23 protein-coding genes, 1 tRNA gene and 2 pseudogenes are annotated in these 26,292 nt (G+C 66.8%); 17 read left to right on the top strand and 9 right to left on the bottom strand.

The annotated features are described in order from the left end of the window. Positions 1-119: 119 nt before the first annotated feature. From ACWRN3_RS15315 to ACWRN3_RS15330, 4 genes and pseudogenes are all read left to right on the top strand, one after another. Positions 120-398: pseudogene (locus ACWRN3_RS15315) on the top strand (nuclear transport factor 2 family protein); the annotation flags it as partial. Further along, positions 367-525 (top strand): annotated as a pseudogene (locus ACWRN3_RS15320) (hypothetical protein); the annotation flags it as partial. The pseudogenes ACWRN3_RS15315 and ACWRN3_RS15320, both read left to right, overlap by 32 nt. Before the next feature lie 180 nt (positions 526-705). After that, positions 706-951, top strand: a complete 246-nt coding sequence (locus ACWRN3_RS15325; protein WP_476741208.1) for a hypothetical protein — start codon at positions 706-708, stop codon at positions 949-951. Beyond that, positions 932-2,746 carry a DUF2334 domain-containing protein gene (locus ACWRN3_RS15330; protein WP_476741196.1) on the top strand — a complete coding sequence of 605 codons (1,815 nt, stop codon included), beginning with the start codon at positions 932-934 and terminating at the stop codon, positions 2,744-2,746. The genes ACWRN3_RS15325 and ACWRN3_RS15330 overlap by 20 nt, the downstream gene beginning before the upstream one ends. Before the next feature lie 581 nt (positions 2,747-3,327). On the opposite strand, the gene ACWRN3_RS15335 is transcribed toward ACWRN3_RS15330, so the two are convergent. The 4 genes from ACWRN3_RS15335 to tmk form a co-directional block, all read right to left on the bottom strand. Next, a tRNA-Thr gene (locus ACWRN3_RS15335) sits at positions 3,328-3,400 on the bottom strand. A gap of 105 nt (positions 3,401-3,505) precedes the next feature. Continuing rightward, complete coding sequence (locus ACWRN3_RS15340; protein ID WP_255174455.1) at positions 3,506-5,074, bottom strand: alpha/beta hydrolase; 1,569 nt, start codon at positions 5,072-5,074, stop codon at positions 3,506-3,508. Continuing rightward, positions 5,071-6,234 carry a DNA polymerase III subunit delta' gene (locus ACWRN3_RS15345; protein ID WP_476741197.1) on the bottom strand — a complete coding sequence of 388 codons (1,164 nt, stop codon included), beginning with the start codon at positions 6,232-6,234 and terminating at the stop codon, positions 5,071-5,073. Before ACWRN3_RS15345 ends, ACWRN3_RS15340 begins: the two co-directional genes overlap by 4 nt. Further along, positions 6,231-6,956, bottom strand: coding sequence for a dTMP kinase (tmk, locus tag ACWRN3_RS15350; RefSeq protein ID WP_255174457.1), 726 nt, complete (start codon positions 6,954-6,956; stop codon positions 6,231-6,233). Before tmk ends, ACWRN3_RS15345 begins: the two co-directional genes overlap by 4 nt. A 133-nt stretch (positions 6,957-7,089) precedes the next feature. On the opposite strand from tmk, the gene ACWRN3_RS15355 reads away from it, so the two are divergent. Beyond that, a complete protein-coding gene (locus ACWRN3_RS15355) occupies positions 7,090-8,280 on the top strand; it encodes a trans-sulfuration enzyme family protein (protein WP_476741198.1) in 1,191 nt (396 codons plus the stop codon). A 9-nt stretch (positions 8,281-8,289) separates the two neighbouring features. Next, positions 8,290-8,643, top strand: a complete 354-nt coding sequence (locus ACWRN3_RS15360) for a DUF2516 family protein (protein WP_159632915.1) — start codon at positions 8,290-8,292, stop codon at positions 8,641-8,643. A 16-nt stretch (positions 8,644-8,659) separates the two neighbouring features. On the opposite strand, the gene ACWRN3_RS15365 is transcribed toward ACWRN3_RS15360, so the two are convergent. After that, on the bottom strand, positions 8,660-9,484 hold the full coding sequence (locus ACWRN3_RS15365; RefSeq protein ID WP_476741199.1) for a class I SAM-dependent methyltransferase: 825 nt from the start codon (positions 9,482-9,484) through the stop codon (positions 8,660-8,662). A 156-nt stretch (positions 9,485-9,640) separates the two neighbouring features. Between ACWRN3_RS15365 and ACWRN3_RS15370 the strand changes: the two genes are divergently transcribed. Next, a complete protein-coding gene (locus tag ACWRN3_RS15370) occupies positions 9,641-10,387 on the top strand; it encodes a phosphoglyceromutase (RefSeq protein ID WP_476741200.1) in 747 nt (248 codons plus the stop codon). A 73-nt stretch (positions 10,388-10,460) separates the two neighbouring features. Here the strand turns inward: ACWRN3_RS15370 and phoU are convergent, their stop codons facing one another. Continuing rightward, positions 10,461-11,123 (bottom strand): phosphate signaling complex protein PhoU, encoded by a 663-nt coding sequence (gene phoU / locus ACWRN3_RS15375; protein ID WP_476741201.1) that lies wholly within the window; start codon positions 11,121-11,123, stop codon positions 10,461-10,463. Between the two features lie 206 nt (positions 11,124-11,329). Between phoU and ACWRN3_RS15380 the strand changes: the two genes are divergently transcribed. Continuing rightward, complete coding sequence (locus tag ACWRN3_RS15380) at positions 11,330-12,583, top strand: sensor histidine kinase (protein WP_324645217.1); 1,254 nt, start codon at positions 11,330-11,332, stop codon at positions 12,581-12,583. After that, on the top strand, positions 12,580-13,260 hold the full coding sequence (locus tag ACWRN3_RS15385; protein WP_142119926.1) for a response regulator transcription factor: 681 nt from the start codon (positions 12,580-12,582) through the stop codon (positions 13,258-13,260). The genes ACWRN3_RS15380 and ACWRN3_RS15385 overlap by 4 nt, the downstream gene beginning before the upstream one ends. A gap of 80 nt (positions 13,261-13,340) precedes the next feature. Here the strand turns inward: ACWRN3_RS15385 and ACWRN3_RS15390 are convergent, their stop codons facing one another. Further along, the gene (locus ACWRN3_RS15390; RefSeq protein ID WP_255175530.1) at positions 13,341-13,928 is read right to left on the bottom strand and encodes a hypothetical protein; all 588 of its coding nucleotides are present in this window, start codon (positions 13,926-13,928) and stop codon (positions 13,341-13,343) included. A gap of 271 nt (positions 13,929-14,199) precedes the next feature. On the opposite strand from ACWRN3_RS15390, the gene ACWRN3_RS15395 reads away from it, so the two are divergent. The 8 genes from ACWRN3_RS15395 to ACWRN3_RS15430 all read left to right on the top strand — a co-directional run bounded on the left by ACWRN3_RS15395 (position 14,200) and on the right by ACWRN3_RS15430 (position 21,734). Continuing rightward, positions 14,200-14,682, top strand: a complete 483-nt coding sequence (locus tag ACWRN3_RS15395) for a CarD family transcriptional regulator (protein ID WP_011690592.1) — start codon at positions 14,200-14,202, stop codon at positions 14,680-14,682. 109 nt (positions 14,683-14,791) lie between these two features. Then, the gene (ispD, locus tag ACWRN3_RS15400) at positions 14,792-15,574 is read left to right on the top strand and encodes a 2-C-methyl-D-erythritol 4-phosphate cytidylyltransferase (protein WP_324644208.1); all 783 of its coding nucleotides are present in this window, start codon (positions 14,792-14,794) and stop codon (positions 15,572-15,574) included. Next, complete coding sequence (gene ispF, locus ACWRN3_RS15405) at positions 15,571-16,077, top strand: 2-C-methyl-D-erythritol 2,4-cyclodiphosphate synthase (protein ID WP_255174462.1); 507 nt, start codon at positions 15,571-15,573, stop codon at positions 16,075-16,077. Before ispD ends, ispF begins: the two co-directional genes overlap by 4 nt. Positions 16,078-16,108: 31 nt before the next feature. Next, positions 16,109-17,575 carry a cysteine--tRNA ligase gene (gene cysS / locus ACWRN3_RS15410; RefSeq protein ID WP_476741202.1) on the top strand — a complete coding sequence of 489 codons (1,467 nt, stop codon included), beginning with the start codon at positions 16,109-16,111 and terminating at the stop codon, positions 17,573-17,575. A 79-nt stretch (positions 17,576-17,654) separates the two neighbouring features. Further along, positions 17,655-18,644 carry a 23S rRNA (guanosine(2251)-2'-O)-methyltransferase RlmB gene (rlmB, locus tag ACWRN3_RS15415; protein WP_255174464.1) on the top strand — a complete coding sequence of 330 codons (990 nt, stop codon included), beginning with the start codon at positions 17,655-17,657 and terminating at the stop codon, positions 18,642-18,644. Positions 18,645-18,733: 89 nt separating this feature from the next. Next, positions 18,734-20,833 carry a glycogen debranching protein GlgX gene (glgX, locus tag ACWRN3_RS15420; protein WP_476741203.1) on the top strand — a complete coding sequence of 700 codons (2,100 nt, stop codon included), beginning with the start codon at positions 18,734-18,736 and terminating at the stop codon, positions 20,831-20,833. 48 nt (positions 20,834-20,881) lie between these two features. Next, positions 20,882-21,370: a guanyl-specific ribonuclease gene (locus tag ACWRN3_RS15425; protein WP_255174465.1), complete on the top strand. Its 489-nt coding sequence runs from the start codon at positions 20,882-20,884 to the stop codon at positions 21,368-21,370. Between the two features lie 7 nt (positions 21,371-21,377). Beyond that, complete coding sequence (locus ACWRN3_RS15430) at positions 21,378-21,734, top strand: barstar family protein (protein WP_255174466.1); 357 nt, start codon at positions 21,378-21,380, stop codon at positions 21,732-21,734. Between the two features lie 30 nt (positions 21,735-21,764). Here the strand turns inward: ACWRN3_RS15430 and ACWRN3_RS15435 are convergent, their stop codons facing one another. Both ACWRN3_RS15435 and glgP read right to left on the bottom strand, forming a co-directional pair. After that, complete coding sequence (locus ACWRN3_RS15435) at positions 21,765-23,552, bottom strand: thiamine pyrophosphate-requiring protein (protein WP_476741204.1); 1,788 nt, start codon at positions 23,550-23,552, stop codon at positions 21,765-21,767. A gap of 59 nt (positions 23,553-23,611) precedes the next feature. Next, positions 23,612-26,230: an alpha-glucan family phosphorylase gene (gene glgP / locus ACWRN3_RS15440; RefSeq protein ID WP_476741205.1), complete on the bottom strand. Its 2,619-nt coding sequence runs from the start codon at positions 26,228-26,230 to the stop codon at positions 23,612-23,614. Positions 26,231-26,292: the final 62 nt, after the last annotated feature.

Raw genomic sequence — 26,292 nt, forward strand, 5'->3', positions numbered from 1 at the left:
GGGTAAGGCCCCAACAGTGAAGTAGGGGGCAATGTTGGGGGCTGCACCCCTCGACCGGTCCTGAGCACGGGCCCTAATGTTTCTCGCAAGCATCCGGCCAGGAAGATTGAGGGCCCGAAATGGGAGCACAGGAAAACGCCGCATTGGTTCGGCGGGGCTATGAAGCGTTCAGCAGTGGCGACATGAATACGCTCAGGGACCTGTTCGCTGAAGACGCGGTCTGGCACGTCGGCGGCACAGGTCCGTTATCCGAAGACAAGAAGGGCCGGGACGCGATCCTGGCCTACTTTGGCGAGCTTGGTACGCGGTCCAACGGTTCGATTGGGGTCACGATGGAGGACGTGGCCTCAGGCGACCGATATACGGTTGGCGTCCAGTTTTCGCCCGCGGAGCGCGACGGCAAGACAATGGCGGCCGGAGGCCGTCGAGGCGGGGACAGTCAAGCTGGTTGGGACCCACGAGGCGACGATCATCGCGGAGGCCGAGCGGCTGCTCGGCGGCGACTCCACCGCGCGGGCCGAGATGGCGCGGGTGATCAATCCCTACGGGGACGGACTGGCCGTCGCGCGAACGACAGCGGCGATCGAGCACCGCTTCGGGTGGGGCAGTGGATGCCGGAGTTTAACGGCAACGTCGTCGTGCAGCAGCCCATCCCCAGCCCGCGCCAGGAGCCGGTCGCGGCGGCGACGGTCTGAGGGGGAGGAGATGTCGATCGACGAGCAGGCGGCGCTGGTCACGCCGGAGCTGCTGGAGCGGGTCGCGGAGGCGCTGTACGAGGCCCTCGACCCCCACTTCCGGGAGTTCGCCTGGAAGGACGCCCTGGAGGGGCAGCAGGAGTGGGCGCGGGGCCGCGCGCGGCACGTCGCCCCGATCGTGGTGGAGCAGGGCTTCCTGCTCGCTCAGAAGTGGACGCGGGGGATGATGGAGAGGAATGAAGATGTTCACACGTAGGAGGCGCCAGTGGGCCCTTGCCGCGGTCGCTGCGGCGACGGTGCTGGCCATCAGCGGGACGGCCACCGCCGCCCCCACCCCACCGGCGGGCCAGAAGGCCCACCACCGCGGCGACACGGCCAGCATGGTGAAGCTGCCTGCCCCGCCCCGGCCGCCGCGCCAGCCGGTGCACAAGGCGGGCCCAGCCCCGGGCAGCGCGACGTCGTCTGCCGCCCCCGGCTCGGCGACCCCCTTGGCGGGGCACTCGGTGGCCCTCCCCGCCCTCAACACCCGGATGGCGATGGCGTCGCTGATGGCGTACAGCCAGGGCGGCTCTGGTGGGGCGCTGGTGCTGTACGACAGCACGGGCACCTACGGGTGGCTGGGGGAGCTGTACGGGGAGCAGACCACCAACCTGGCGGGGCACTTCGGCGGGGTGACGGCCGAGCCGGTGACCAGCTACACCGCGGGGCAGCTGAACAACTTCTCCGCGGTGTTCTACATGGGCAGCACCTACGACGAGCCCATCCCCTCCGCCTTCCTGTCTGACGTCCTCGCCACCACCAAGCCGGTGACGTGGATGGGGTACAACGTGTGGCAGCTCACCAACGCCAACACCAACTTCACCGCCGACTACGGGTGGAACTGGACCTCGATCGACACCAGCACGGTGAACGGGGTGGCGTACAAGGGCACCACGCTGCAGCGGGACGGCACGAACAACCAGGGCGGCATCCTCAACCTGACCGTCTCGGACACCAGCAAGGCGTCCGTCCTGGCCCAGGCGGTCCGCGCCGACGGGACCACCTTCCCGTGGGCGACGCGGGCCAAGAACCTCACCTACATCGGTGAGGTGCCGTACTCCTACGAGGGGATGAACGACCGCTACCTCGCGGCGAGCGACCTCTTCTTCGACGCGCTGGCGCCGTCCACGGCGGCGCGCCACCGCGCGCTGGTGCGGCTGGAGGACATCAACCCGTCCACCAACCCGGCCGACATCAAGAAGGCGGCGGACGTGCTGTCGGCCAACCACGTCCCGTTCACGATGGCGGTGTTCCCGCTCTACCTGGACCCCAACGGGTACTACAACAACGGCACTCCGCAGACGATCCACATGAAGGACGCGCCGTCCGTGGTGAGCGCCATCAAGTACGCGATGGGCAAGGGCGGCTCGCTGGTGGAGGAGGGCTACACCCACCAGTACAGCAACATCAACGACCCCTACGACGGGGTGAGCGCCGACGATTGCGAGTTCTACCTCGCCCACGTCGACAGCACCAACACGGTGGTCTTCGACGGGCCTGTGCCGGTGGACAGCGCCAGCTGGGCCCAGAACCGGGTCACTTCCGCCGCGCAGGAGTTCAAGGCGGCTGGCTTGCCCGTCCCGCCGATGTGGATGATGCCGCACTACGTGGCGTCCGCGCTGGACTACCAGACGGTGGGCAAGTCGTTCAAGACGCGGTACGACCGGACGCTCTACTTCGGCGGCCAACTGTCGGGGACGGGGCCGGACTACAGACACATGAACGGCCAGTTCTTCCCCTACGCCGTGACTGACCTCTACGGGTCGAAGGTGGTGCCGGAGAACATCGGCGACGACGAGCCGCAGCCGTACAACGCCAACCCGGCCCGGCACCCGGCCGACATCATCGCGTCGGCCAAGAACAACCTGGTGGTGAGGGACGGGTTCGCCTCGTTCTTCTTCGACCCCTCGCTGATGAGCGACACGCAGGACGGCACCACCAACGACCTGCAGACGATCGTGAGCGGGATCAAGAACGCCGGCTACACCTTCGTGGCGTCGGGCTCCGTGTGACCGGCGAGGGGGTGCCGGAACTAGCCCCTCCGGCATCCCTCGCTTCGGCCGAGCTGGGCGTGCCCCGTCACGCCCAGCTCCGCGGAGGGCCTCCGCCAGCAGGGTGCCCGCCGCGCCGTCCTCGGCGAAGTACCACCAGAAAGGGCCCGCCGCCCAGCCCACCTCGCTCACCAGCAGGGTGGCGTGCGCCGCCGCCGCGTGGAGCTCGGTCACGACGGGGTCGAAGGCCGCCCCCAGCGGGTGCTCCTCGGGGTAGATCGACAGCCCCACGTCGTCCGCACCCCGCACCGCCTCAGGGTGAGCGGTCAGCCAGTTGAACAGCGAGTGGTCGGCGTCCCCCCTCGCCCAGGCACCCGATGCGGATGCCATGCGCTCGTTTCCCTCGGCGCAATTCGTCCCGCGGACGAGAGGTTGAGGCGACCCCGGACAGGACAATTGGCGGCCGGGATTAGAATCACTCCACTGTTACAGGTCCATTCAAGGGAGTGTCAGAGTGTGCCCTGCCATCGAGAATCTCTCGGCTTAACCAGCGAAAAACCCCGGAAACCCCTAAAAGAAGGGGCTGTCCGGGGTTTATCCCGAGCTTCCTATCAGAATCGAACTGATGACCTTTTCATTACGAGTGAAACGCTCTACCGACTGAGCTAAGGAAGCACCGCATGAAATCCCCGGCGGAACCGGGCGCTTCATGCAAGAGTCAACTGTAATAGAGTCCCCGCGCCCCGGTCAAAATGGGGCAGGCCAAGGCTGCCGGGGCCGTCAGCAGACAGTGTTGTCGGCCGGAAGCTTTCCGCTCACCAGGTATTTGTCCACGGAGTCCTCGAGGCAGCTGTTGGCCCGGCCGTACGCGGTGTGCCCCTCACCCTTCCAGGTCAGCAGCGCTGCGTTCCCCAGCTGCTTGCGCAGGGATGCAGCCCAGTCGACGGGGGTTGCGGGATCGCCGGTGGTGCCGATGACAACGATGGGGGAGTCCCCGCTGTATTCCACCGGCGCCGGTGTGCGGACGTTCTTGTACGGCCAGTCCGCGCAGGTGGTCCCGCCGTAGGCAAAGAAGTAGCCAAGGGTGGGGGAGTCCTGTTCCAGCCGCTTCTCTTCGGCCCGCATGCCCGCGGCGTCCGAGACCATGGGGTAGTCAAGGCAGTTGATGGCGTTGAAGGCGAAGGTCGAATTGGAGGTGTAGGAACCGTCGGACGCGCGGTCTGCGCCGAGGTCGGCGAGCCGGAGCATGAGGCTCACATCTCCGGACATGGCGGCCTCAAGTGCCTGGGTGAGGGCGGGCCAGCTTTGGTCGTTGTAGAGCGGGGTAATCAGGCCGCTGACAAACGTGGTTGCGTTGACCAGCCGGCCGTCCTTGGCGGTGCGCGGCGTCTCCCGGATGGAGTTGATCAGGTCCCGGATCTGCTGCACGCCAGAATCGGCGTCGCCGCTGAGCGGGCACTTGCCCTGTTTCTGGCAGCTGGCCACGTAGGTGTGGAGCGCTTTTTCGAAGGCCCGGGCCTGGCCGCTGGTCAGCTCTTCATTGGTGATGGAGGGGTCCAGGGCGCCATCAAGGACCATGCGGCCCACGTTGTCCGGGAACAGCGAGGCGTAGGTGGACCCAAGGAACGTGCCGTAGGAATATCCGAGGTAGTTCAGCTTGGTGTCGTTCACCACGGCCCGGAGCACGTCCAGGTCCCTGGCGGCGCTGACGGTGTCGATGTGGGCCAGGACCGGGCCGGTTTGTGCCGCGCACTGGTCGGCGATGGCCTTGTTGTCCGCCAGTGCCGCCTGCAGCCCGGCGTCGGTGTCGAGGGCGTAGATCTTGGCCCGGGACGCGTCACGTTCCGCGTCTGTCATGCAGGCAACGGGGGCAGAGCGCTTTACGCCCCGCGGATCGAAACCGACAAGGTCATAGGCGTTGCGGACAGCAGCTGAAAAATGGGTGCCGGCAGCATCCTTGACGAAGTCATAGCCGGAGGCACCCGGTCCGCCGGGGTTGACCAGGAGGCTGCCCGTCTTCTTGCCCGTGCTCGGCGCCCGCAGCGCAGCAAGCTGGATGGTGTCGCCGCCCGGATTGGCATAATCCATGGGGACGGTCACTTTGGCACACTGGAATTCCCCCTCGCAGGGCTGCCAGACCACTTCCTGCGAGTAGAACTTTTCCAGCCCGGCAGGAGCGGACGCCACGATCGAAGGATCGGCCTTGGCGGTGGCCGCCTCCGGCTGGTTTTTGCCGCCGCCGTTGAGGAGGCTGCACGAGGCCAGGACCATGGCCAGGACCAAGGCACCCGCGGCGCGGACGGCGACCGTCAGGGACCTGTGGCGTGCGGGCAGGGGGCGGGCAGTCATCGGGTCTCCTTGGAGGGCTGGATCAGGCTGGCCGCCATGGACTCGATGGTCAGCAGCGGGGCAACATTGGTGGTGGTGATGCGGTCACGGGCTTTGTTGATGGCGTCCATCCGGGCCAGCGTGGATTCCGGAGTGCTGCGGGCGGCGAAATCCTCCAGCTCACTCCTCAATTCAACGTTGACCAGTTCCACGGCGTTCCCCAGCTGGATGACCAGTACATCCCGGTAGAAGGACAGCAAATCGGTGAGCGTCCGGTCCAGCGAGTCCGTGATGGATCGCTTGGCACGGCGTTTCTGGTCGTCTTCGAGCTGTTTCAGCTGGCTGCGCATGGCCGGGGGCAGGGTTCCGGATTCCGGCGCCCCCAAAGTGGCAAGGAGGGCGGCCTTCTCCGCGGCGTCCCGCTCCTCGTTGGAGCTGTTGGCCTCTGCCGTGGCAATCTTGACCAGCTTGTCCGCCATCATGACGGCGGCCGTTACGCCCCGCAGTCCCAGCGGAAAACGGACCGTCTCCAGGCGCCGTTCCCTTGCCGCGGGATCCCTGGCCAGCCGGCGGGCAATGCCCACATGGCTCTGCGCTGTGCGGGCTGCCTGCTCCGCCAGGGCGGGGTCCACGCCGTCGCGCCTGACCAGCAGGGCGGCAACGTCCGAGGCGGGCGGCAACCTCAAGGCAACGCTGCGGCAGCGCGAGCGGATGGTGACCAGGACATCTGCAGGCGATGGCGCACAGAGCATCCACACGGTGCGTGGCGTAGGTTCCTCGATGGCCTTGAGCAGCACGTTGGTGGTCCGCTCGGCCATGCGGTCAGCGTCCTCCACCACGATGATCCGCCAACGCCCCGACGACGGCCGGTTCCCCGCCGTCGCTACAAGTTCGCGGGCCTCGTCAATGGTGATGGTGACCTTTTCGGTGCGCACGAACGTCACGTCTGAATGGGTTTCGCCCAAAATCGTGTGGCACGCCTGGCATTGTCCGCAGCCGCGCAGGCTTACGTCCCCCTGGTCGCAGTTCAACGCGGCGGCGAACGCCTTGGCCGCATTGGAGCGGCCGGACCCCGGCGGCCCGGTAAAAAGCCAGGCATGTGTCAGGCCTTCACCGCTGGCGGCCTGGCGCAGTTGTTCGACGACGGCGGGCTGGCCCTGCAGGTCATCCCAGACGGTCACGAGCCAGCGCCGTCTCTTGTGGCGCCCGGCACGGCCTGCTGCGGAACAGCATCCTGCGCTGCTGTATCCCGGGCTGCTGCGAAGGGAACATCAAGCAGGGTGTCGACCCGGGCGAGGATCCGTGCGGCCAGGTCATCGACCGGCAAATGGGCCGGCAGGACCAAATATGAGGCGGGGCGGCGCGCCGCCAGCTCAAGGAAAGCGTCGCGGATGCGGGTATGGAACTCGTCAGCTTCGGATTCCAGGCGGTCCTCGGCTGCCTGGCCCGCTGTGCGGCGGGTGCGCCCCAGCTGCGGGTCAACATCCAGGAGGACAGTCAGGTGCGGCTGGAGGCCCGAAGTAGCCCACTCATTGAGGGAACGCACAGCGTCCTGGCCCAGATCGCGGCCGGCCCCCTGGTAGGCCACGGAGGAGTCGATATACCGGTCCGTCAGCACAATGTCGCCACGGCCAAGCGCGGGGCGGATGACCTGGGTGGCGTGGGCAGCGCGGGAAGCCGCAAAGATCAGGGCCTCCGTGTGGGCGTCGATTTCGCCGTTGCCGTGGTCCAGCACCAGGGAGCGAAGTCTTTCGCCGACGGGGGTGCCGCCGGGTTCACGGGTCCGCAGCACGGTGTAGCCACGGGATTCCAGTGCCGCGGCAAGCCGGGCCGCCTGGGTGGACTTGCCGGCGCCATCGCCACCTTCGAATGCGATGAATACGCCGGCCCTCTGTTTGTTCACTTCTCAAGCCTACCGAGGCGCGGCGACATTCCGGGCCTCCGAATATCCCCTGTGCAGGACGGGTGGATGGACCGGCGTCCACAAAGCGACATTGCTTTTCCGCCCGATTGGGCCGAACAGTACGCTTTTGACCATGAGTCTTTCCGAGCACCAGGCCGCGTCCCTTTCACCCGAAACCGTGGTGGTGGCAGCGGGACGTCCGCCACGGGAAAGGGACCAGCCGGTCAATCCTCCCATCACCCTTTCCTCCACCTATTTCGGGACCGGCCCGCTCGGTGACGGGGACAGGGGCTACGGCCGCTACTCCAACCCCACCTGGGATCCCTTCGAGGAAGCGCTCGGCCAGCTTGAGGGGGCCTCGCTTCCGGGCCTGCTCTACGCATCGGGCCTGGCGGCGGTCAGCTCGGCGCTGTCCCTGATCCCCGCCGGCGGCGTGCTGGTCATGCCCAACCACAGCTACTCCGGTTCCCTGGTGATGGCCACGGAACTCGCGCAGAAAGGCTTCATCGAACTGCGGACCGTGGACATTGCCGATACCGCTGCGGTCAAGGACGCCCTCGCCTCCAAGGGCCCCTCGGAGAAAGCCGCCGCCATGTTGTGGCTGGAGAGCCCCACCAACCCCATGCTCGGCATCGCGGACATGACCGCCGTCGCGGAGGCCGCGCATGAGGCGGGCGCAATCGTTGTCACGGACAACACCTTCTCCACGCCCCTGGTGCAGCAGCCCCTGCTGCTGGGGTCCGACGTCGTCCTGCATTCGGTGACGAAGTACCTTGCCGGGCACTCCGACGTCGTCCTCGGTGCATTGGTGACTTCAAACCCGGAAATCCGCTCCGAACTGCTGCACCATCGCATCATCCACGGCGCAATCGCCGGTCCGTTTGAGGCGTGGCTGGCCCTGCGCGGCCTGCGGACCCTCGCGCTGCGCGTGGAGCGGTCCCAGGAATCGGCCATGATCCTGGCGGAACGCCTTGCCGCGCACCCCGCCATCGAATCCATCCGGTTCCCGGGCCTCGATACCGATCCGGGCCATGCCCGCGCCAAAGCGCAAATGAAGGGGTTCGGTTCCATCATCTGCGTGCAGGTGGCGCCCGCAGCAGGCCTCAGCGGTGCCGACGCTGCAGACAAACTGGTGCAGGCACTGGAGCTCTGGCTGCCCGCCACGTCCCTGGGCGGTGTCGAGTCCCTGATTGAACGCCGGCGCCGCCATACGGCCGAACCCGCCAGCGTGCCCGAAAACCTGGTGCGGTTGAGCGTGGGTGTGGAGAGCGTCGAAGACCTTTGGGCTGACCTGAAGCAGGCGCTGGGCACGCTGGACGGCTAGGCTGGGCTTGTGGACGGTCGAATAATTATCAGTTACATCGAGCAGGCAGTGTTCTTTATCCTCGGCCTGGTGGCCCTGGGGCTTGAGCTGTGGGCGTTCGTGGACTGTGCCCGGCACCGGCCCAATGCCTTCGAAGCCACCGGCAAGCGGACCAAGACGTTCTGGCTCGCCCTCACCGGCGGCTCGGCCCTGATTGGCGTGATTTCGCTGTTCGGCGCCGGAGGAGGCCTCTTCAGCACCCTTGGCCTGTTCGGACTGGCCGCGGTTGTCGCCGCCTCCGTCTACCTGGCCGATGTCCGTCCCGCCGTGAAGGACGCAGGCCGCGGCGGCAGCCGCAACATGGGCCCTTACGGTCCCTGGTGATCCACCCCGGCAGGGCCTAAACCTGGGGGGCCACCGCCTCCCAGTCCACCGTCAGCTCTCCAAGGCGCCATCTGGCGGGCCCGTCCTGGACCGGCCACCCGGCCCCGCGCAGGCTGCGGCACATGCCAACCCAGCGCTGCCTGTTGCCGAATGAGGCCAGCGGTGCGCTCTCAAGCCATGCCCTGTCCATCGCCTGCATGAAGGCATGAACCGGTTCACCGGGGATGTTCCGGTGGATGAGGGCTTTGGGAAGCCGTTCGGCCACTTCCGACGGCAGCTCGAAGCTGCCGAAACGGACCGAGATGCTTAGGGACAGCGGCCGGTCCCGGTCCAGCGCCACCCAGGTGACGCGGCGTCCGATTTCGTCGCAGGTGCCGTCCACGAACAAACCTCCGGGGGAGAGCCGGTCCTGCACCAGCCGCCAGATGCCCTGGACGTCGGCTTCCTCATACTGCCGCAGGACGTTGAACGCACGGACCAGGACGGGGCGGCCGGGAACGGGCAGTTCAAAGCCGCCCACCTGGAAGGTCAGCCCGGGACGCTGCAACGGAAGGGCCGCCCGCACGCGCCCGGGGTCAATTTCAATCCCGCAGACCCGCACGTCCGGCCGGACGGCGGCGAGCCTTTCGTAAAGTTCGACGGCGGTGGCCGGCGTCGCGCCATAGCCAAGGTCAACCACCAGCGAGTCCGCCGCGGACCGGAGCCGCCAGGCCTGGGGTCCCGTCAGCCAACGGTCCACCCGGCGCATCCGGTTGGGGTTGGTGGTGCCGCGGGTCACGTTGCCAACCGGCCGGCCCTGCCTGGCGGGGGACGTCTTCCCGGAAAGTTGCGGGGCGTTCACCCGTTCAGCCTTTTGAACCACTGCCCAACCCTATCCCTTGCCTCCGGGCCGGTGTCCTGCCGTGACCACCGGGCCTCCTGCCGGTACCCCCCAGGCCCCGGCAGGAGCCGTGTAACGCTGGGCGGGCGGCAACACTGCTCGGCTAGGATGAAAATCATGACTTACAAGCTGATTCTGCTGCGCCACGGCCACAGCGAATGGAACGCCAAGAACCTGTTCACCGGCTGGGTGGACGTTGACCTGAACGACCAGGGCCGCGCGGAAGCAGCGCGTGGCGGCGAGCTGCTGGTGGAAAACGACATCCTCCCGGATGTGCTCTACACGTCCCTGCTGAAGCGGGCCATCAACACCGCAAACATCGCCCTGGACAAGGCGGACCGCGGCTGGATTCCGGTCAAGCGCGACTGGCGCCTGAACGAACGCCACTACGGTGCGCTGCAGGGCAAGGACAAGGCCCAGACCCTGGCCGAATACGGTGAAGAACAGTTCATGGAGTGGCGCCGCTCCTACGACACCCCGCCGCCGCCCCTGGACGACAACAGCGAATTCAGCCAGGCCCACGACCCCCGCTACGCGGGCCTGGGCGACGCCCTCCCGCGCACCGAGTGCCTGAAGGACGTCCTGGTGCGGCTCCTGCCCTACTGGGAATCGGACATCAAGGAAGACCTCAAGGCCGGCAAGACCGTCCTGGTCACCGCGCACGGCAACTCGCTCCGCGCGCTGGTCAAGCACCTGGACGGCATCAGCGATGAGGCTATCGCCGGCCTGAACATCCCCACGGGCATCCCGCTGGTGTACGACCTCGACGAAAACTTCCAGCCGATCAAGCCCGGCGGCACCTACCTCGATCCCGAGGCCGCCGAGCAGGCCATCCTGGCAGTAGCCAACCAGGGCAAGAAATAAGACGTTAAAGCGTACGACGGCGGGCTGGTCACCTCAGGTGACCAGCCCGCCGTCGTATTCCGCTTCTTTTGTTTTAGCTGTGTTCGGTGGCGTTCGGCTGCCACGCGCCGGTCACCAGGTAGGTCACCTTCTGAGCGACGGAAACACCGTGGTCTGCGAAGCGCTCGAAGTAGCGGCTGGCGAGGGCAACATCCACCGTGGTGGCGGGGGACTCGGACCACTCGGGGGCAGCGATGGCCTTGAAGACGCTCAAGTGCAGATCGTTGATGGCAGTGTTCGCCTTGAGGATGTCCCTGGCCACCTCGAGGTCGCGGCTTTCCAGCAGGACCGTCAGCTTGTCGGCGATCTCATGGTCCAGCTCGGCCATCCGGTTGAAGGTCTCCGTCATGGATGCCGGAATCACGGTGGAGGGGTACCGGAGGCGGGCCAGCTGTGCGATGTGCCGCGCCAGGTCACCCATCCGCTCCAGGGATGCGCTCATCCGGAGGGAACCTACGATCATGCGCAGGTCGCTGGCGACAGGACCCTGCAGCGCCAGGATGTCGATGGCCCGCTCATCGAGGCTGTTCTGCAGGAAGTCAATGCGCGCATCCGCAGCGATGACGTCCTGGGCGAGGTCCACGTCCGCCACCTGGAATGAGGTGGTGGCTTTGTCCATCGCTTCGCTGACCAGCCGGGAGATCTCCACCAGCTGGTCACCAACCTGGGTGAGTTCTTCCTGAAAAACCTTACGCACTTAGGGCGTCCTTTCCTTGGAACTCCCGCCGGCCGCTCCGGGGCAGCAGGAATCGTGTCGCCGTTGGGCGCTCTGACCTCTAACTTTGTCATCGCCCGGTAAACGATTATGCCCACACAGGTGAACGTTAGTTGAACCGTTCGCCGTAAGTGCCTTGAGCCGGCTGGAGGCGCCAGGCAAGAGCATAAAGTGGAGCTGTGGATCCTATGCTCATTGGTCTGGTTGCCGGCCTTATCGGCCTGGCGCTTGGCACGTTCGGCGTGCTTGCCTACCGGGTCAGCGAGAAGCAGCGCGAACTGCTGGACGTCGACGCCGGGGAGATTGCCCTGCCGTCCGGCGCAGCGGAGGTGCTCGCCGTCGTCGGACGGGCCTTCGTGGTGCTGGACGACGTCGACGGCGTGGTCCGCGCCAGCCCCGCGGCCTACGCCTACGGCCTGGTCCGCGGGCACACCGTGGTGCACAAGGAACTCCTGGACATGACGTCAGGGGTCCGGCGGGACGGCGTCATCCTGGAAAAACAGCTCGAGCTTCCGCGCGGGCCGCTGGGACAAGGCACCATCATCGTCCAGGTCCGGGCCGCCATGCTGGGGGAGGAATACATCCTTCTCCTGGCCGATGACCGGACCGAGATCACCCGGACGGAAGAGATCCGCAACGACTTCGTGGCCAACGTGTCGCACGAACTGAAGACCCCGGTGGGTGCCATCTCCCTGCTGGCGGAGGCCCTGGAGTCCTCCGCCGACGACGAAGAAGCTGTCCGCCGCTTCGCCAAGCGCATGCACAAGGAATCCGCGCGCCTGGCCGCCCTGGTCCAGGACATCATTGAACTTTCCCGGCTGCAGGGCGCCAGCGTAACGCAGCAGGGCGGCCCCGTGGACATCAACGCCGTCATCGCCGAAGCCGTGGACCGGTCCCAGCTGCCCGCCGAAAGCAAGAACATCAGCATCGTGGTGGGCGGCCGCACCGAAGGCAAGGTGTTCGGGGACCAGGACCTCCTGGTCACCGCGCTGCGGAACCTCATCGACAACGCCATTCGCTACTCGCCCCCGAACACCCGCGTCGGCATCGGCGTCCGGTCCAGGGACGGCTTGGTCTCCATTTCCGTGACCGACCAGGGGGACGGGCTGTCGCCGGAGGACCAGGAACGCGTCTTCGAGCGGTTCTACCGGGTGGATGCCGCCCGCTCCCGCCAGACGGGCGGCACGGGCCTCGGCCTGAGCATCGTCAAGCACGTGGCGTCGAACCATGGCGGCGAGGTGACGCTGTGGTCCCAGCCTGGGCAGGGATCCACCTTCACCCTCCGGCTGCCCGAGATGGAAGGGCAGGACGGCGACGCCGGGCTGTCCGTTTCCTCCGCGCCGGCACCGGCGCCGGGGCCGGCGCACGGGGCGCCCGAACAGGCCACTCTGACCCAAGTACCCCGCGCCGCCGGCGCAACAGAACGAGGAGCTAGCGCTTGAGCAGGATCTTGATTGTTGAGGACGAGGAGTCGTTCAGCGATCCCTTGTCCTATTTGCTGGGCAAAGAAGGGTTCGAGGTAGAGGTGGTGGACAACGGGCTGGACGCCATCACCGAATTCGACCGCAACGGCGCCGACCTGGTGCTGCTGGACCTGCAGCTGCCCGGGCTTTCCGGCACGGAGGTGTGCCGCCAGCTCCGGCAGCGTTCCAGCGTCCCCGTGATCATGCTGACCGCCAAGGACTCGGAAATCGACAAAGTGGTGGGCCTGGAACTCGGCGCCGACGATTACGTCACCAAACCCTACTCATCCCGTGAACTGGTGGCCCGTGTCCGGGCTGTCCTGCGGCGCCAGGGCGAACCTGAGGAACTGATTTCCGCCACCGTCCAGGCCGGGCCCGTCCGCATGGACATTGAACGGCACGTGGTGAGCGTGGACGGCGAGCAGGTCCTGCTTCCCCTGAAGGAGTTCGAGCTTCTGGAGATGCTCCTGCGCAACTCGGGCCGGGTGCTCACGCGCGGGCAGCTGATCGACCGCGTGTGGGGCTCTGACTATGTTGGCGACACCAAAACCCTGGACGTGCATGTGAAGCGCCTCCGCGGCAAGATCGAACCGGATCCCTCGGCCCCCCGTTACCTGGTGACTGTCCGTGGCCTGGGCTACAAGTTCGAGCCGTAGGGCAGCATCGCAAAATACCGCAAAAAGGGAGGAGCCGCATGGCTCCTCCCTTTTGGTGTCCGCTGCTTGCAGCGCCCGCTTTAGCGGGTGGTGGCGGTTGCCGTTGCCGTGGCGCTGGAGGTTGCACCGGCGGAGGACGTTGCACCCGCACCTGCGGAAGAAGAGGACGACGGCGTGGGCGTCGCCGAGGGGCTCGGGGTGGGGACGTAGTCCTTGTACTCCTGCAGGGTGGCGTCCAGGACGGGAACCTTGACCGTGCTGCTGACGTTGGTGCCGTTCTCGCTGATCTTGACGTCCACCAGGGAGCCCGGCTTGCCGCCGGTGGTGCTCAGGATGGCCTCGTCCGACTTTTCGTTCAGCAGGGTGTAGCCGTTGGCCTTCACCGAAACTTCGGTCTGTGAGCCCTTCGCACCGTTGACGGTCAGCTTCACGTCCTTGGAGGAGGAGTTGTAGACGGCACCGATCAGGCGGCCGGGTTCGTTCTCGCCGGTGGAGACAATGAGGATGTTCCGCAGCTGCAGCGGACCGAGGTCTGCGCGGATGCCGTCCGAGGCGGAGTACTGATGGCTGGTCTGCTGGGGCGTGATGTAACCGCAGCCCGCGGTCAGCAGGCTGGCGCCAAGGGCAGCAGCCGTCAGTGCCAGTTTGCCGCGCTGGGCCCGGTTCATCGCAGTGGAACGCACGTCACGTACTCCTCGAGAAATTTGAAGTCTTTTTCAGCCATAGCCTATCCGCAAAGAGGGGCAAACGAGGATTCGGCGGTGTCACATCCCCCATGGGAGCGCTCACCTGATGCACTAATCAGCGCATCCGTCAAGGGGGTGGAGGGGGTTGATTGGGCCGTTTTCCCGCGTATTTTCGCGGTTGGGAGCCATTTCTCCGGCCGGTCATATGCCTGAATCGTGATAAACTGGTCTGCGGGAAAGGGGAAATGTCCACATGGTATTTGAGGTCGGCGAGACAGTAGTTTACCCTCACCACGGTGCTGCGAAGATTGAAGAAATCAAGATGCGCACCATCAAGGGCGAAGAGAAGATGTATCTCAAGCTCAAGGTGGCTCAGGGTGATCTGACCATTGAAGTTCCAGCAGAGAACGTTGACCTTGTTGGGGTCCGGGACGTAGTGGGCAAGGAAGGCCTGGAGCACGTGTTCGATGTGCTCCGTGCCGAGTTCACCGAGGAGCCCACCAACTGGTCACGCAGGTACAAGGCAAATCTGGAGAAGCTTGCTTCCGGTGACGTCATCAAGGTGGCAGAGGTTGTTCGCGACCTGTGGCGCCGGGATCACGACCGGGGCCTTTCCGCAGGCGAGAAGCGAATGCTGGCCAAGGCCCGCCAGATTCTGATTTCAGAACTGGCGCTGGCTGAGAAGACCGACGAGGAGAAGGCTGCAAGCGTTCTCGACGAGGTACTGGCTTCCTAAGAATTTAGCCCCGGCTGCACGCAAGTGCCGCCGGGGCTTCTTTTTTTGGGCCAACCGCGGCGGTGCCTTAAGCACCCATCGGAAGTGGCGGCGTCGTAGGCTTGTCCGCATGAGTGAATCACCCACGCGTCTGGTCACAGCGGTCATCGTGGTTGCCGCAGGTTCCGGGCAGCGCCTCGGCTATGGCATGCCCAAGGCTGCCGTTCCGCTGGGCGGAGAACCAATCCTGATGCATGCCCTGCGCGGCATTGTCGCGTCCGGTGTGGCCACCCAGGTGTGCGTCGCGCTGCCCGCCGGCGACCAGGACCTGCGCCGGCTGTGCGACGACTTCCGGGAGGAACTTGCCGACGGTGGGCCCCTCCTGACGGTTGTTGACGGCGGATCCACCAGGGCGGGGTCCGTGCGTGCCGGAATCGCCGCACTCATGGAGGGTATCGAGGCCGTCCTGGTCCATGACGCCGCGCGGGCCCTCACCCCCGAATCCGTCTTCCACCGCGTCAGCGACTCCCTTGTTGCCGGCGCCGCCGCTGTCATTCCCGTGCTCCCGGTGGTGGACACGGTCAAAACCGTGGCGGCCACGGCCGGCGATGACACTGCGCTTGCCCCCGAGGTCGTCACGGGGACCGCCCGCCGCGAGGAACTGCGGGCGGTGCAGACTCCGCAGGGCTTCACGATCGGCACCCTGCTGAAGGCGCACGAGGCGGCGCAGGCTTTGGACGACCAGCAGGCCGCGGCGGTCACCGATGACGCCATGCTCGTGGAGATGCTGGGTACCCCGGTCCATGCAGTCCGCGGGTCCACACAATCCCTGAAGATCACCACCCCCCTGGACCTCATCTTCGCCGAGGGGCTCCTTGAGGGTCCGCTCGGTGCCCGGTGGGTGGAAGGATGAGCCCGGACGTGGTCCTTCCGCGCACGGGCGTGGGAATCGATGTCCATGCCTACGCCCCGGAGGATTCCCCCCGTCCGCTGTGGCTCGGTGGGCTCCTCTGGCCCGGCGAACGCGGCCTCGCCGGACACTCTGACGGAGACGCCGTAGCCCACGCCGCCGCTGACGCCTTGTTTTCGGCTGCCGGCATCGGCGACCTTGGCACCCACTTCGGTACGGACCGTCCGGAATTCGCCGGAGCGTCCGGTGCCACCCTCCTCGCTGAGGCCGCTCGGATCGTCAGGGCTGCCGGGTTCGAGATCGGCAACGTGGCCGTGCAGTTCGTGGCCAACCGGCCCAAATTCGGGCCCAGGCGGGAAGAGTCTCAAAGGGTCCTGAGCGAGGCGGCAGGCGCCCACGTCGGCGTCACGGCAACCACCAGTGACGGCCTGGGATTCACCGGGCGCGGGGAGGGCATCTCCGCCGTGGCCACCGCCCTGGTGTATCCGCAGCCCCCACGCCCGTGAGGCAGCCGGGCCCATCAGTTACTCTGGAGCGGTGACCCTGCGCTTCTATGACACTGCCTCCGCCGAAGTCCGGAACTTCGTCCCCCTCCTCGAGGGCAAGGTCAGCCTCTACTACTGCGGAGCCACGGTCCAGGGGATGCCGCACGTGGGCCACATCCGGTCAGCCATCGCGTTCGACCAGCTCACCCGCTGGCTTCAGTACCGGGGCCTGCGTGTCACGGTCGTCCGCAACGTGACGGACATTGACGACAAGATCCTGGCCAAGTCCGAGGCTTCCTTCGCCCCCGATTTCAGCCCGGAACCCGGAGAAGTAGCCCGCGAAGAATGGTGGGCTCTGGCGTACCGCTACGAGCAGGAGTTCCTCAAGGCCTACGACACCTTGGGTGTATCGCGCCCCACCTACGAACCCAGGGCCACCGGGCACATTCCTGAGATGCACGCCCTGATCCAGCAGCTGATCGACCGCGGCCACGCGTACCCGGCGCTGGACGACTCGGGCGATGTGTACTTCGACGTCCGCTCCTGGAACAAGTACGGCGCGTTGACCCGGCAGAACATCGACGACATGCAGGCAGCGCCCGACGCCGATCCCCGGGGCAAGAAGGACCCCCGCGACTTTGCGCTGTGGAAGGGTTCCAAAGAAGGAGAGCCGGCCACCGCCAGCTGGTCCTCGCCCTGGGGCGCCGGCCGGCCCGGCTGGCACCTTGAGTGCTCCGCCATGGTCACCAAGTACCTCGGCACCGCGTTCGATATCCACGGCGGCGGACTGGACCTGCGGTTCCCGCACCACGAAAACGAGATGGCGCAGTCGCAGGCGGCGGGACACCCCTTCGCCAACTTCTGGATGCACAACGGCATGGTGACCTACCAGGGCGAAAAGATGTCCAAGTCCATCGGCAACACCATCAGCCCGGCGGAAATGCTGGAACTCGCCCCGCCCCGGGTGGTCCGCTACTACCTGGGCCAGGCGCACTACCGGTCCATCCTGGACTACCGCCCCACGTCCCTGCAGGAGGCCGCCGCCGCCGTCGAACGCATTGACGGATTCCTGGCCAAGGCTGCGGCACGCTTCGACGGTGACCCGGGCCTCGCGGACGGCCACCACGGTTCATCGTCCGCAGCTGTGGAGGCCTTCTGCGAAGCAATGGACGACGACCTCAACGTCCCGCGCGCCCTGGCCGCCCTGCACGAAACTGTCAGGGCGGGCAACACAGCCCTCGCCGAGGGAGACGACGACGCCGCCCGGAACGCGATGCACGCCGTCATCCTCATGACCGGGGTCCTGGGCCTGAACGCCGTGGCGGGTTCCGCGGCGGTGAACACGCGTGAAGCCGAGGCGCTGGGCGTTCTGGTGGAGGCGCAGCTGTCCGCCCGGGCGGCTGCCCGCGCCGACAAGGACTGGGCAAGGTCCGACTCCATCCGGGACACCCTCAACCAGGCCGGGGTCGTCGTGGAGGACGGCCCGGACGGCGCCACCTGGAGCCTCAAGCGGGACTGAACAGGCCGCTGCCCCCGATTTTTTTCGGGTCAGTAGACTGGTATGCAGATTCAGTCAGCACAATCAAGGGTGGAACATCATGGCCAACAATGGTCGCCGATCGGTTAAAGCGAAGAAGGGCCCAACCGTCGGAACCGGTGGCCATGGCCGCAAGGCCCTCGAGGGCAAGGGCCCCACGCCCAAAGCCGAGGACCGCGTTTACCACAAGGCGCACAAGGCACGGCAGCTTTCCGAACGGTCCGCTGCAAAGCGCGGGACCGGTGCCCGCAGCGCCGGCGCCGCGAAGTCCGGCCCCAAGGGCCGTGCCACCGAGGAAGTCGTCACCGGACGCAACTCCGTGGTCGAGGCGCTCCGCGCCGGCATCCCCGCGAAGGCCCTCCACGTTGCCATCCGCATCGAAATGGACGACCGGGTCAAGGAATCCCTGAAGCTCGCCGCCGAACGCGGCATTCCGCTGCTGGAAACGGGCAAACCTGAACTGGACCGGATGACGGATGACGCCGTCCACCAGGGCCTGGTGCTGCAGATCCCGCCCTACGAGTACCTGGACGCCTACGAGCTGGCCGAGGAAACCGTGGACAAGTGGAAGAAGGGGCACATCGCCAACGCGCCGCTCTTTGTGGCCCTGGACGGTATCACCGACCCCCGGAACCTGGGTGCGATCATCCGCTCCGTCTCCGCCTTCAGCGGCCACGGCGTCATCGTGCCCGAGCGCCGTTCCGTGGGCGTTACCGCCTCGGCCTGGAAAACCAGCGCCGGCGCTGCCGTCCGCGTGCCTGTGGCCCGCGCCTCCAACCTGAACAACGCCCTCAAGCAGTTCAAGAACATGGGTATCTACGTCCTGGGGCTCGACGGCGACGGCGACGTTTCACTGCCCGATCTCACCCTGGCCACCGAACCGGTGTGCATCGTGGTGGGCTCGGAAGGGAAGGGCCTGAGCCGCCTGGTCCGGGAAAACTGCGACCAGATCGTCTCCATCCCCATCGATTCCGCCATGGAATCCCTGAACGCATCGATGGCTGTGGGAATCTCGCTGTACGAGGTCTCCCGCCAGCGCGCGGCCGGATAGTTCCACCGGTCCGTAGTCCGCGGATGGGTTCCCGGCGCCGCGGGGGCGTATGGGCAGGTCAAGTGCCGCTGACCGCTACTATTTAGATGATGGTCATGCCGCTTTTCGACACCGCTTCCACCATGGACGCCTCCTCGGCTGTTCCCCTCGGTGTCAGCGTCCCGCGCGCTGATTCCGGTGGTACCCGCCACCACGCCGGCGGACGCGCCAACGTTGCCTGCTTCGCCCCCGGCGTCGCCAGCCTGGACATCGCCTACTGCCCTCCCGGCGGCGAATGGCGGACCCAGACCCTGCCCAACGTCACCAAGGGGGTCCACCACGGCATCGTGGAGGACCTGCCGTACGGATCGCGTTACGGCTTCCGTCCGACGTCGGACAGCCAGCCGCTGCCGCCGGAGCTTGCGGCAGGCAACGGTTCCGCCCGCCAGCCCCTGCTGCTGGACCCGTACGGCAGGGGAGTGGACCAGCAGGAGGGCTTCCTCACCAGCGTCCGTACCGCCGTCGACTTCGACTGGGAAACAGACGAACGGCTGCGCCTGCCCTGGCGCAACACGATCGTCTATGAGGCGCATGTCCGCGGCCAGAGCATGCTCCACCCCGACGTACCGGAAGAACTCAGGGGCACCTACGCCGGCCTGGCCCACCCTGCCGTCGTGGAGCACCTCACGGGCCTGGGCATCACCTCCGTCCAGCTCCTGCCCGTCCACTTCCACATTGATGAGCCACACCTGCAGGACCTGGGACTGAGCAACTACTGGGGCTACAACACCGCCGCGTTCTTTGCCCCGCACCCCGGCTACGCCACCCGCGCGGCCCAGGAAGCGGGCCCCCAGGCGGTCCAGGACGAGTTCAAGGCCATGGTGAAGGCACTGCACGGCGCCGGGCTGGAGGTCATCCTCGACGTCGTGTACAACCACACTGCCGAAGGGACGCCGGACGGCCAGGTCCTGAGCTTCCGCGGCCTGGGGGAGGACACTTACTACCGGGTGGACGGCCACGGCAAGTACATCGACACCACCGGCTGCGGCAACTCCCTCAACTTCGGAAACCAGCACGTGGTCCAGCTGGTGACCGACTCCCTCCGGTACTGGGTGGACGAGTTCCACATCGACGGTTTCCGGTTCGACCTGGCAGTCACGCTGTGCCGCAACGCTGCGAACGAGTTCGACCCCCATCACCCTTTCCTCACCGCCGTCGCCGCCGATCCCGTTCTGTCCGGGGTCAAGTTGATTGCCGAACCCTGGGACATTGGCTACGGAGGCTGGCAGACGGGCCGGTTCCCCCGGGGGTGGGTCGACTGGAACGACCACTTCCGCGACGCTGTCCGGACCTTCTGGCTGGCAGACCGCGCAGCCATCGACTCCGGCGGGCACGGCGGGACCATGGCGAAACTCGCCGACGCCCTGTCCGGCTCCGCAGGCCTCTTCCAGGCGTCCGGCCGCTCGCGCCTGGCCTCGGTCAACTTCGTCACCGCCCATGACGGCTTCACCATGAACGATCTCGTGTCCTTCGACCGCAAGCACAACGAGGCCAACGGCGAAGAGAACAGGGACGGGCACGGAGACAACCGCAGCTACAACCACGGCGTGGAGGGCCCCACTGAGAACAGCGCCATCCTGGCACAGCGTGCGCAGTCGCGGCGCAACCTGATGGCCTCGCTGATGGTTTCGCTCGGAGTTCCCATGATTACTGCCGGGGACGAGCTGGCCAGGACCCAGCACGGGAACAACAACGCCTACTGCCAGGACAATGCCATCACGTGGCTGGACTGGACGCTGACACCGGAGGCGCACGAGATGCTGCGCAGCACCAAGCGGTACATCCGGTTGCGCAAGGAGTTCCTCGCCGCCCAGCCGCACGATTTCCCGGTCCGGGATGAACAGTCCTACCTGTACTGGTTCGACCAGCACGGCCAGCCCATGTCCAATGAGCGCTGGAACGATCCGCATCACCGCGTCCTGCAGCTCCTGCTCCGCGACGACGGCGGCGACCTTGCCGGGCTGGTGGTGGTCAATGGCAGCGCGCGGGACGTCCAGGTGACCCTGCCCGACGCCGGAAGGCCGGCTCCGAGCCTGTTCGAGCTCCGGCTGACCACCTCACCCCGCCACAAGCAGCGGCAGGGCATCCAGGTGGCTGCCGGAGACATCGACCTGGCCGAGGCCAACTCCATCAGCATTTACCGCACGTAGCTACAGCACCACCAGACGCCAGTCCACCCCTCCGGCAGGTAAACCCGAATGCGCAACCGCTCCATCCTCCCGCTGCTCCTCACCACCCTGGTGGTGCTGGCCATGGTGGCGTTCGGCGGTGCCGGGCTGCTGGGCGGGCAGACGGACGGCACGACGCCGGACGCTGGTTCCAGCCGCACGTCCACTCCGGGTGGAACGGCCACGTCCCCGGCAGCGAAGCAGTCAGCGCCCCACCGGGGAGCCAACCCGTCCAGCCTCCCGGTGATCAGGGAATCCGCGCTTCCGGTGGAGGGCCGCCGGGTGCTGGCGCTGATCCGGGCGGGCGGCCCGTTCCAGTACGGGCAGGATGACCAGGTGTTCGGAAACTTCGAGCGCGTCCTCCCAGCCAGGGACCGGGGCTATTACCGCGAGTACACCGTCCCCACTCCCGGTGAACCGGACCGGGGTGCACGGCGCATCGTGGCGGGCAATGGCGGGGAGAAGTACTACACCGGGGACCACTACGCAACGTTCAAGTACATAGCGGAAGGCAGCTAGCACAACCATGAGAATCTTTTCCGGCGATACCTGGACCCTTGAAGAACTGCAGGAGCAGGTGGCCGACGCCGGGCGCCGCAGCGTGGTGGTTCCCCCGGCGGACAGCAAGCGCGCCGTCCTGGAAACCTTCGGCGAGGTTTTGGACTTTCCCGAGCACTACGGCGTGAACCTGGATGCGTTGAACGACTCGCTCCACGACTTTGCGGACAGCATCAGCGAAAACGGCAACCCGCCCGTCACGGTCCTGTGGCAGGTGGCGGCACCGTTCCGCGCCGACAGGTCGTTCGGCATCATGTGCGAGATCCTGCAGGACGCGGAACGGTACGCGGGCAAGGACCTGGCCGTCACCGCAGTGCTGCTCTAAACCCGCATTCACCGGGCAACCAGTCCGCAGCTAGCTCCCCGGGCGTTCCTCGTGCGCCACGTAGGTGTCCAGCAGCGTAGAGGCCCTGCCGCCGTCGTCCTCCGCTGCCAACCCCTCGCGCATGCTTTCAGCCTTTTCGCGCCCGGCCGGGAACGGCGGAAGCAGCGGGATTTCCGGGTCGGTCAGGACCTCGATCACCACCGGGCAGTCGGCCGCGAAGGCCTGGTCCCAGGCCTCGCCCACCAGTTCCGGGTCCTCGACGCGGATGCCTTTGAGCCCGAGCAGGTCCGCGTAGGCGGCGAAGGGAAAATCGGGCAGTTCCTGGCTTGCAGCAAACCGCGGCTCGGCTTCCGATTCACGCTGCTCCCAGGTGACCTCGGTCAGCTCGCGGTTGTTGAAGACGCACACCACGAACCTTGGGTCCTGCCACTGGCGCCAGCGGTGCGCCACGGTGACCAGCTCCGCGATGCCCGCCATTTGCATGGCGCCGTCACCGGCCAGAGCCACCAGCGGGCGGTCCGGGCGGGCGAGTTTGGCAGCAAGCCCGTAGGGGATGGAGCAGCCCATGCTGGCCAGGGTCCCGGACAGGTGTGCGGGGACTCCGGCGGGCAGCACCAGCTGGCGGGCGTACCAGTAGACACAGCTTCCGACGTCGACGCTCACCTGGGCGTTCCCGGGCAGCCGGCCGTTGAGCTCGCGGACCACCTGCTCGGGATTGACGGGGCTGGCGGGCACGGCGGCACGGTCAGCTGCGAGGATACGCCAGCGGCTGACTTCCCCTTCCACATCCGAGCGCCATTGGGTGCGTGGCCGGTGCTCCAGCCTCTGGTTCAAAGCGTCCAGGGCTGACGCTGCGTCGCCGGCCAGGCCCACCTCCACGGGGTAGCGGTTGCCGATCTTCTTTTCGTCGATGTCGATCTGCACCGCACGGGCGGCCCCGGGCGGCGGATAGAACTCGGTCCAGGGATCGTTGGAACCCACGATGAGGAGGGCATCACAGTTGCCCAGCAGGTGCGCACTCGCGGTAGTGCCCAGATGCCCCATGGTTCCCACCGCAAAGGGCAGGTTTTCGTCCACGTACGGCTTGCCGAGAAGACTAGTGGCGATGCCGGCACCCAGCTTTTCCGCCACGGCAACCACTTCCTGTGCGGCGTGCCTGGCGCCCTGTCCCACCAGGAGGGCCACCCGTTCCGCGGAGTTAAGGAGGGCGGCCGCGGCGGCCAGGTCCTCGTCGCGGGGACTCTTGGCCGCCGCGCTCCAGGACGGCGCCGTGACCACGATGCCGTGCTGCTGCTCCAGCCCGGGCGCGGGTGCGGACTGCACATCGTGCGGAATGATGACCACGCAGGGGGAGGCGGTGGCCTTGGCCGTCCGGAAGGCACGGTCCAGCACCATGGGCACCTGCTCTGCCGTGCTGACCAGCTGCACGAACTGGGACGCGACGTCCTTGAACAACGCGGTCAGGTCGATTTCCTGCATGTAGCCGGACCCCAGCACGGTGCGGCTCTGCTGCCCCACGATGGCCACCACCGGTACGCCGTCCAGCTTTGCGTCATACAGCCCGTTGAGCAGGTGGACGGCCCCGGGGCCCTGGGTGGACGTCACCACCCCCACGCCGCCGGTGTACTTGGCGTGGCCGACGGCCATGAACGCGGCCGCTTCCTCATGCCGGGCCTGGACAAACTCAACCTGCCCCCCGGTCCGGCGGAGGGCACCCATGAAGCCGTTGATGCCGTCCCCGCTGTAGCCGAAGACCCGGTTCACGCCCCAGGTAGTGAGGCGCTCCACGATTACATCGGCCACCGTACGTTCGGTCATCGGACCCTCCTGGTTGGGTATTGCTGCCTGCCAGGAGCCGTACCCAGGAGACCGGCGGGCTATGCGTTGACGATCAGTCCGAGCTCCGCTTTGGAGGCCAGGGCATCATGCCGGGGCAGGACGCGGACCGTGTAACCGAACGGGCCGGAGCGGTCGATGACCAGGGAACCGCTGAACAGGTGCCGCCCGCTGCCCAGGTCTTCCTTCACCTGGAGCTCCATCACGGTGATGTCGGCAAGGGCGTCATTCTCTTCGGCCCGGCCGTAGGCCACCTCGACGCAGACGTCCTCCGGGGTGAGGGCGTTCAGCGCCACGTAGGCGTTGACCTGGAGCGTGTCGCCGATCTGCGGATCCTCGGATACCCCCACCGAATCAACGTGCTCAACGTGGACCTGTGGCCAGGCGCCGCGTACCTTGGCGGACCAGGATGCCAGCGCACGTGCCTGGGCATAGGAGTTGGCGGTGGCGCTGCGTCCCGCTTCCGCGGCGGGGCGGTACAGGATGTTCACGTAGTCCCGGAGCATGCGCTCAGCGGACACGGCCGGGCCGAGGTGCGAGAGGGTGTGCTTGATCATGGACACCCAGTGCGTGGGCACCTTCTCGCTCCGGCTCGTGGACGGCCCGGCGGAGCCGGCTCCCTCGGACACCGTGCTGCCGTAGAATCGCGGCGCCACCTGTGTTTCCAGCAGCTCATACAGCGCTGCGGCCTCGATGTCGTCCCGTTCCTCGGGTGAAGCATCGTTGTTGGCCGTGGGAATCGCCCAGCCGTTCTCGCCGTCGTACATCTCATCCCACCAGCCGTCCAGGACGGAAAGGTTCAGCGAGCCGTTCAGCGCCGCCTTCATGCCGGACGTCCCGCAGGCCTCCAGCGGACGCAGCGGGTTGTTCAGCCAGACGTCGCAGCCCGGGAACAGGGTCCTGGCCATGGCGATGTCATAGTTGGGCAGGAACGCGATGCGGTGCCGGACCTCGGGATCATCCGTGAACCGAACCAGGTCCTGGATCATTTTCTTTCCCGCGTCATCGGCCGGGTGGGACTTGCCGGCGATGACCAGCTGGATGGGGTGCTCCTTGTGAAGGAGCAGCGCCTTCAGCCGCGCCGGCTCGCGCAACATCAGCGTGAGCCGCTTGTAGGTGGGCACGCGGCGGGCAAAACCGATGGTGAGGACGTCCGGGTCCAGGACGTTGTCGGTCCAGCCCAGTTCTGCGTCGGCCGCGCCGCGCTTCTTCCACGCTGCGCGCAGCCGGCGGCGGACATCTTCCACCAAGGCGGCGCGCATCTCGCGGCGCAGCGCCCATACGTCGGCGTCGCTGACGTTGTAGGCGAGGTCCCATTTGCCCAGCGCTTCGGCTTCGCTGCCGAACTGGTCCCGGGCGAGCTTGGAGATGCGGCTGTCCACCCAGGTGGGCACGTGCACGCCGTTGGTCACTGAGGTGATGGGTACCTCGGAGTGGTCAAAGCCGGGCCAGAGGGCGGAGAACATGCCGCGCGACACCTCGCCGTGGAGCTTGGCCACGCCGTTGGCGCGCTGGGCCAGGCGCAGGCCCATGACTGCCATGTTGAAGACGGCCGGGTTGCCGTCCGCGTAGTTTTCCCTGCCCAGTTCCAGGATCCTGTCCACCGGCACCTCGGGGGCAAGGCCGGCCTGGAAGAAGTGGCTGATCTGGTTGATTTCGAACCTGTCGATGCCGGCCGGCACCGGCGTGTGCGTGGTGAATACGGTGGACGCCCGTCCGGCGGCGAGTGCTTCGTCGAATGTCAGGGCCTGTTCGCCGGACATCAGTTCCTGGATGCGCTCGATGCCAAGGAACCCCGCGTGGCCTTCGTTGGTGTGGAAGACCTCCGGTGCGGCGCAGCCCGTCAGCTTCTGGAAGGCGCGCAGGGCCTTGACCCCGCCCATCCCGAGCAGGAGTTCCTGCTGGAGCCGGTGGTCCCCGCCGCCGCCGTACAGGCGGTCGGTGATGCTGCGGGCGGCGTCGTCATTGCCCGGCACGTTGGAGTCCAGGAGGAGCAGGGGAACGCGTCCGACGTCGGCCCGCCAGATGTGTGCCAGCAGCCGGCGCCCGTTGGGCAGGGGGAGCGAGACCTCCAGGGCCTTGCCGTTGCCGTCGTGGGAGGGTTCCCGGAGCAGGGTCAGCGGCAGGCCGTCCGGATCCAGGACGGGGTAGGTCTCCTGCTGCCACGCGTCGCGGGACAATGACTGCTTGAAATAGCCTGCCTGATACAGCAGGCCCACGCCGATCAGGGGAACGCCAAGGTCCGAGGCAGCCTTCAGGTGGTCGCCGGCAAGGATTCCCAGGCCGCCCGAATACTGGGGGAGGACCTCGGTGATGCCGAACTCGGGCGAGAAGTATGCAATGGAGGCGGGCGCATCCGGGCCCAGGCCCTGGTACCAGCGCGGCTCCTGGAGGTACCGGTCAAGGTCCTGCTCTGCGGCACGCACCCGGTCCACCACCGACTGGTCCGCGGCGAGCTGCTGGAATTCCTCCCGGCTGACCATGCCCAGGAAACCGATGGGGTCCTGCCCGCTTTCCTCCCACAGCCGCGGGTTCAACCCGGCGAAAAGCTCCCGGGTTGGGCGGTGCCAGGACCACCGCAAATTGCTGGCCAACCTGGCCAAAGGCCGGATGGGTTCGGGGAGGACTGTACGGACCGTAAACCTGCGGATTGCCTTCACCTGCGTCACACTAACCGACAACATGCGCGGCCGGAACCAGCTTTCGGTTTCTTTTGGGTAAA

Source organism: Pseudarthrobacter sp. rb (assembly GCF_056389225.1).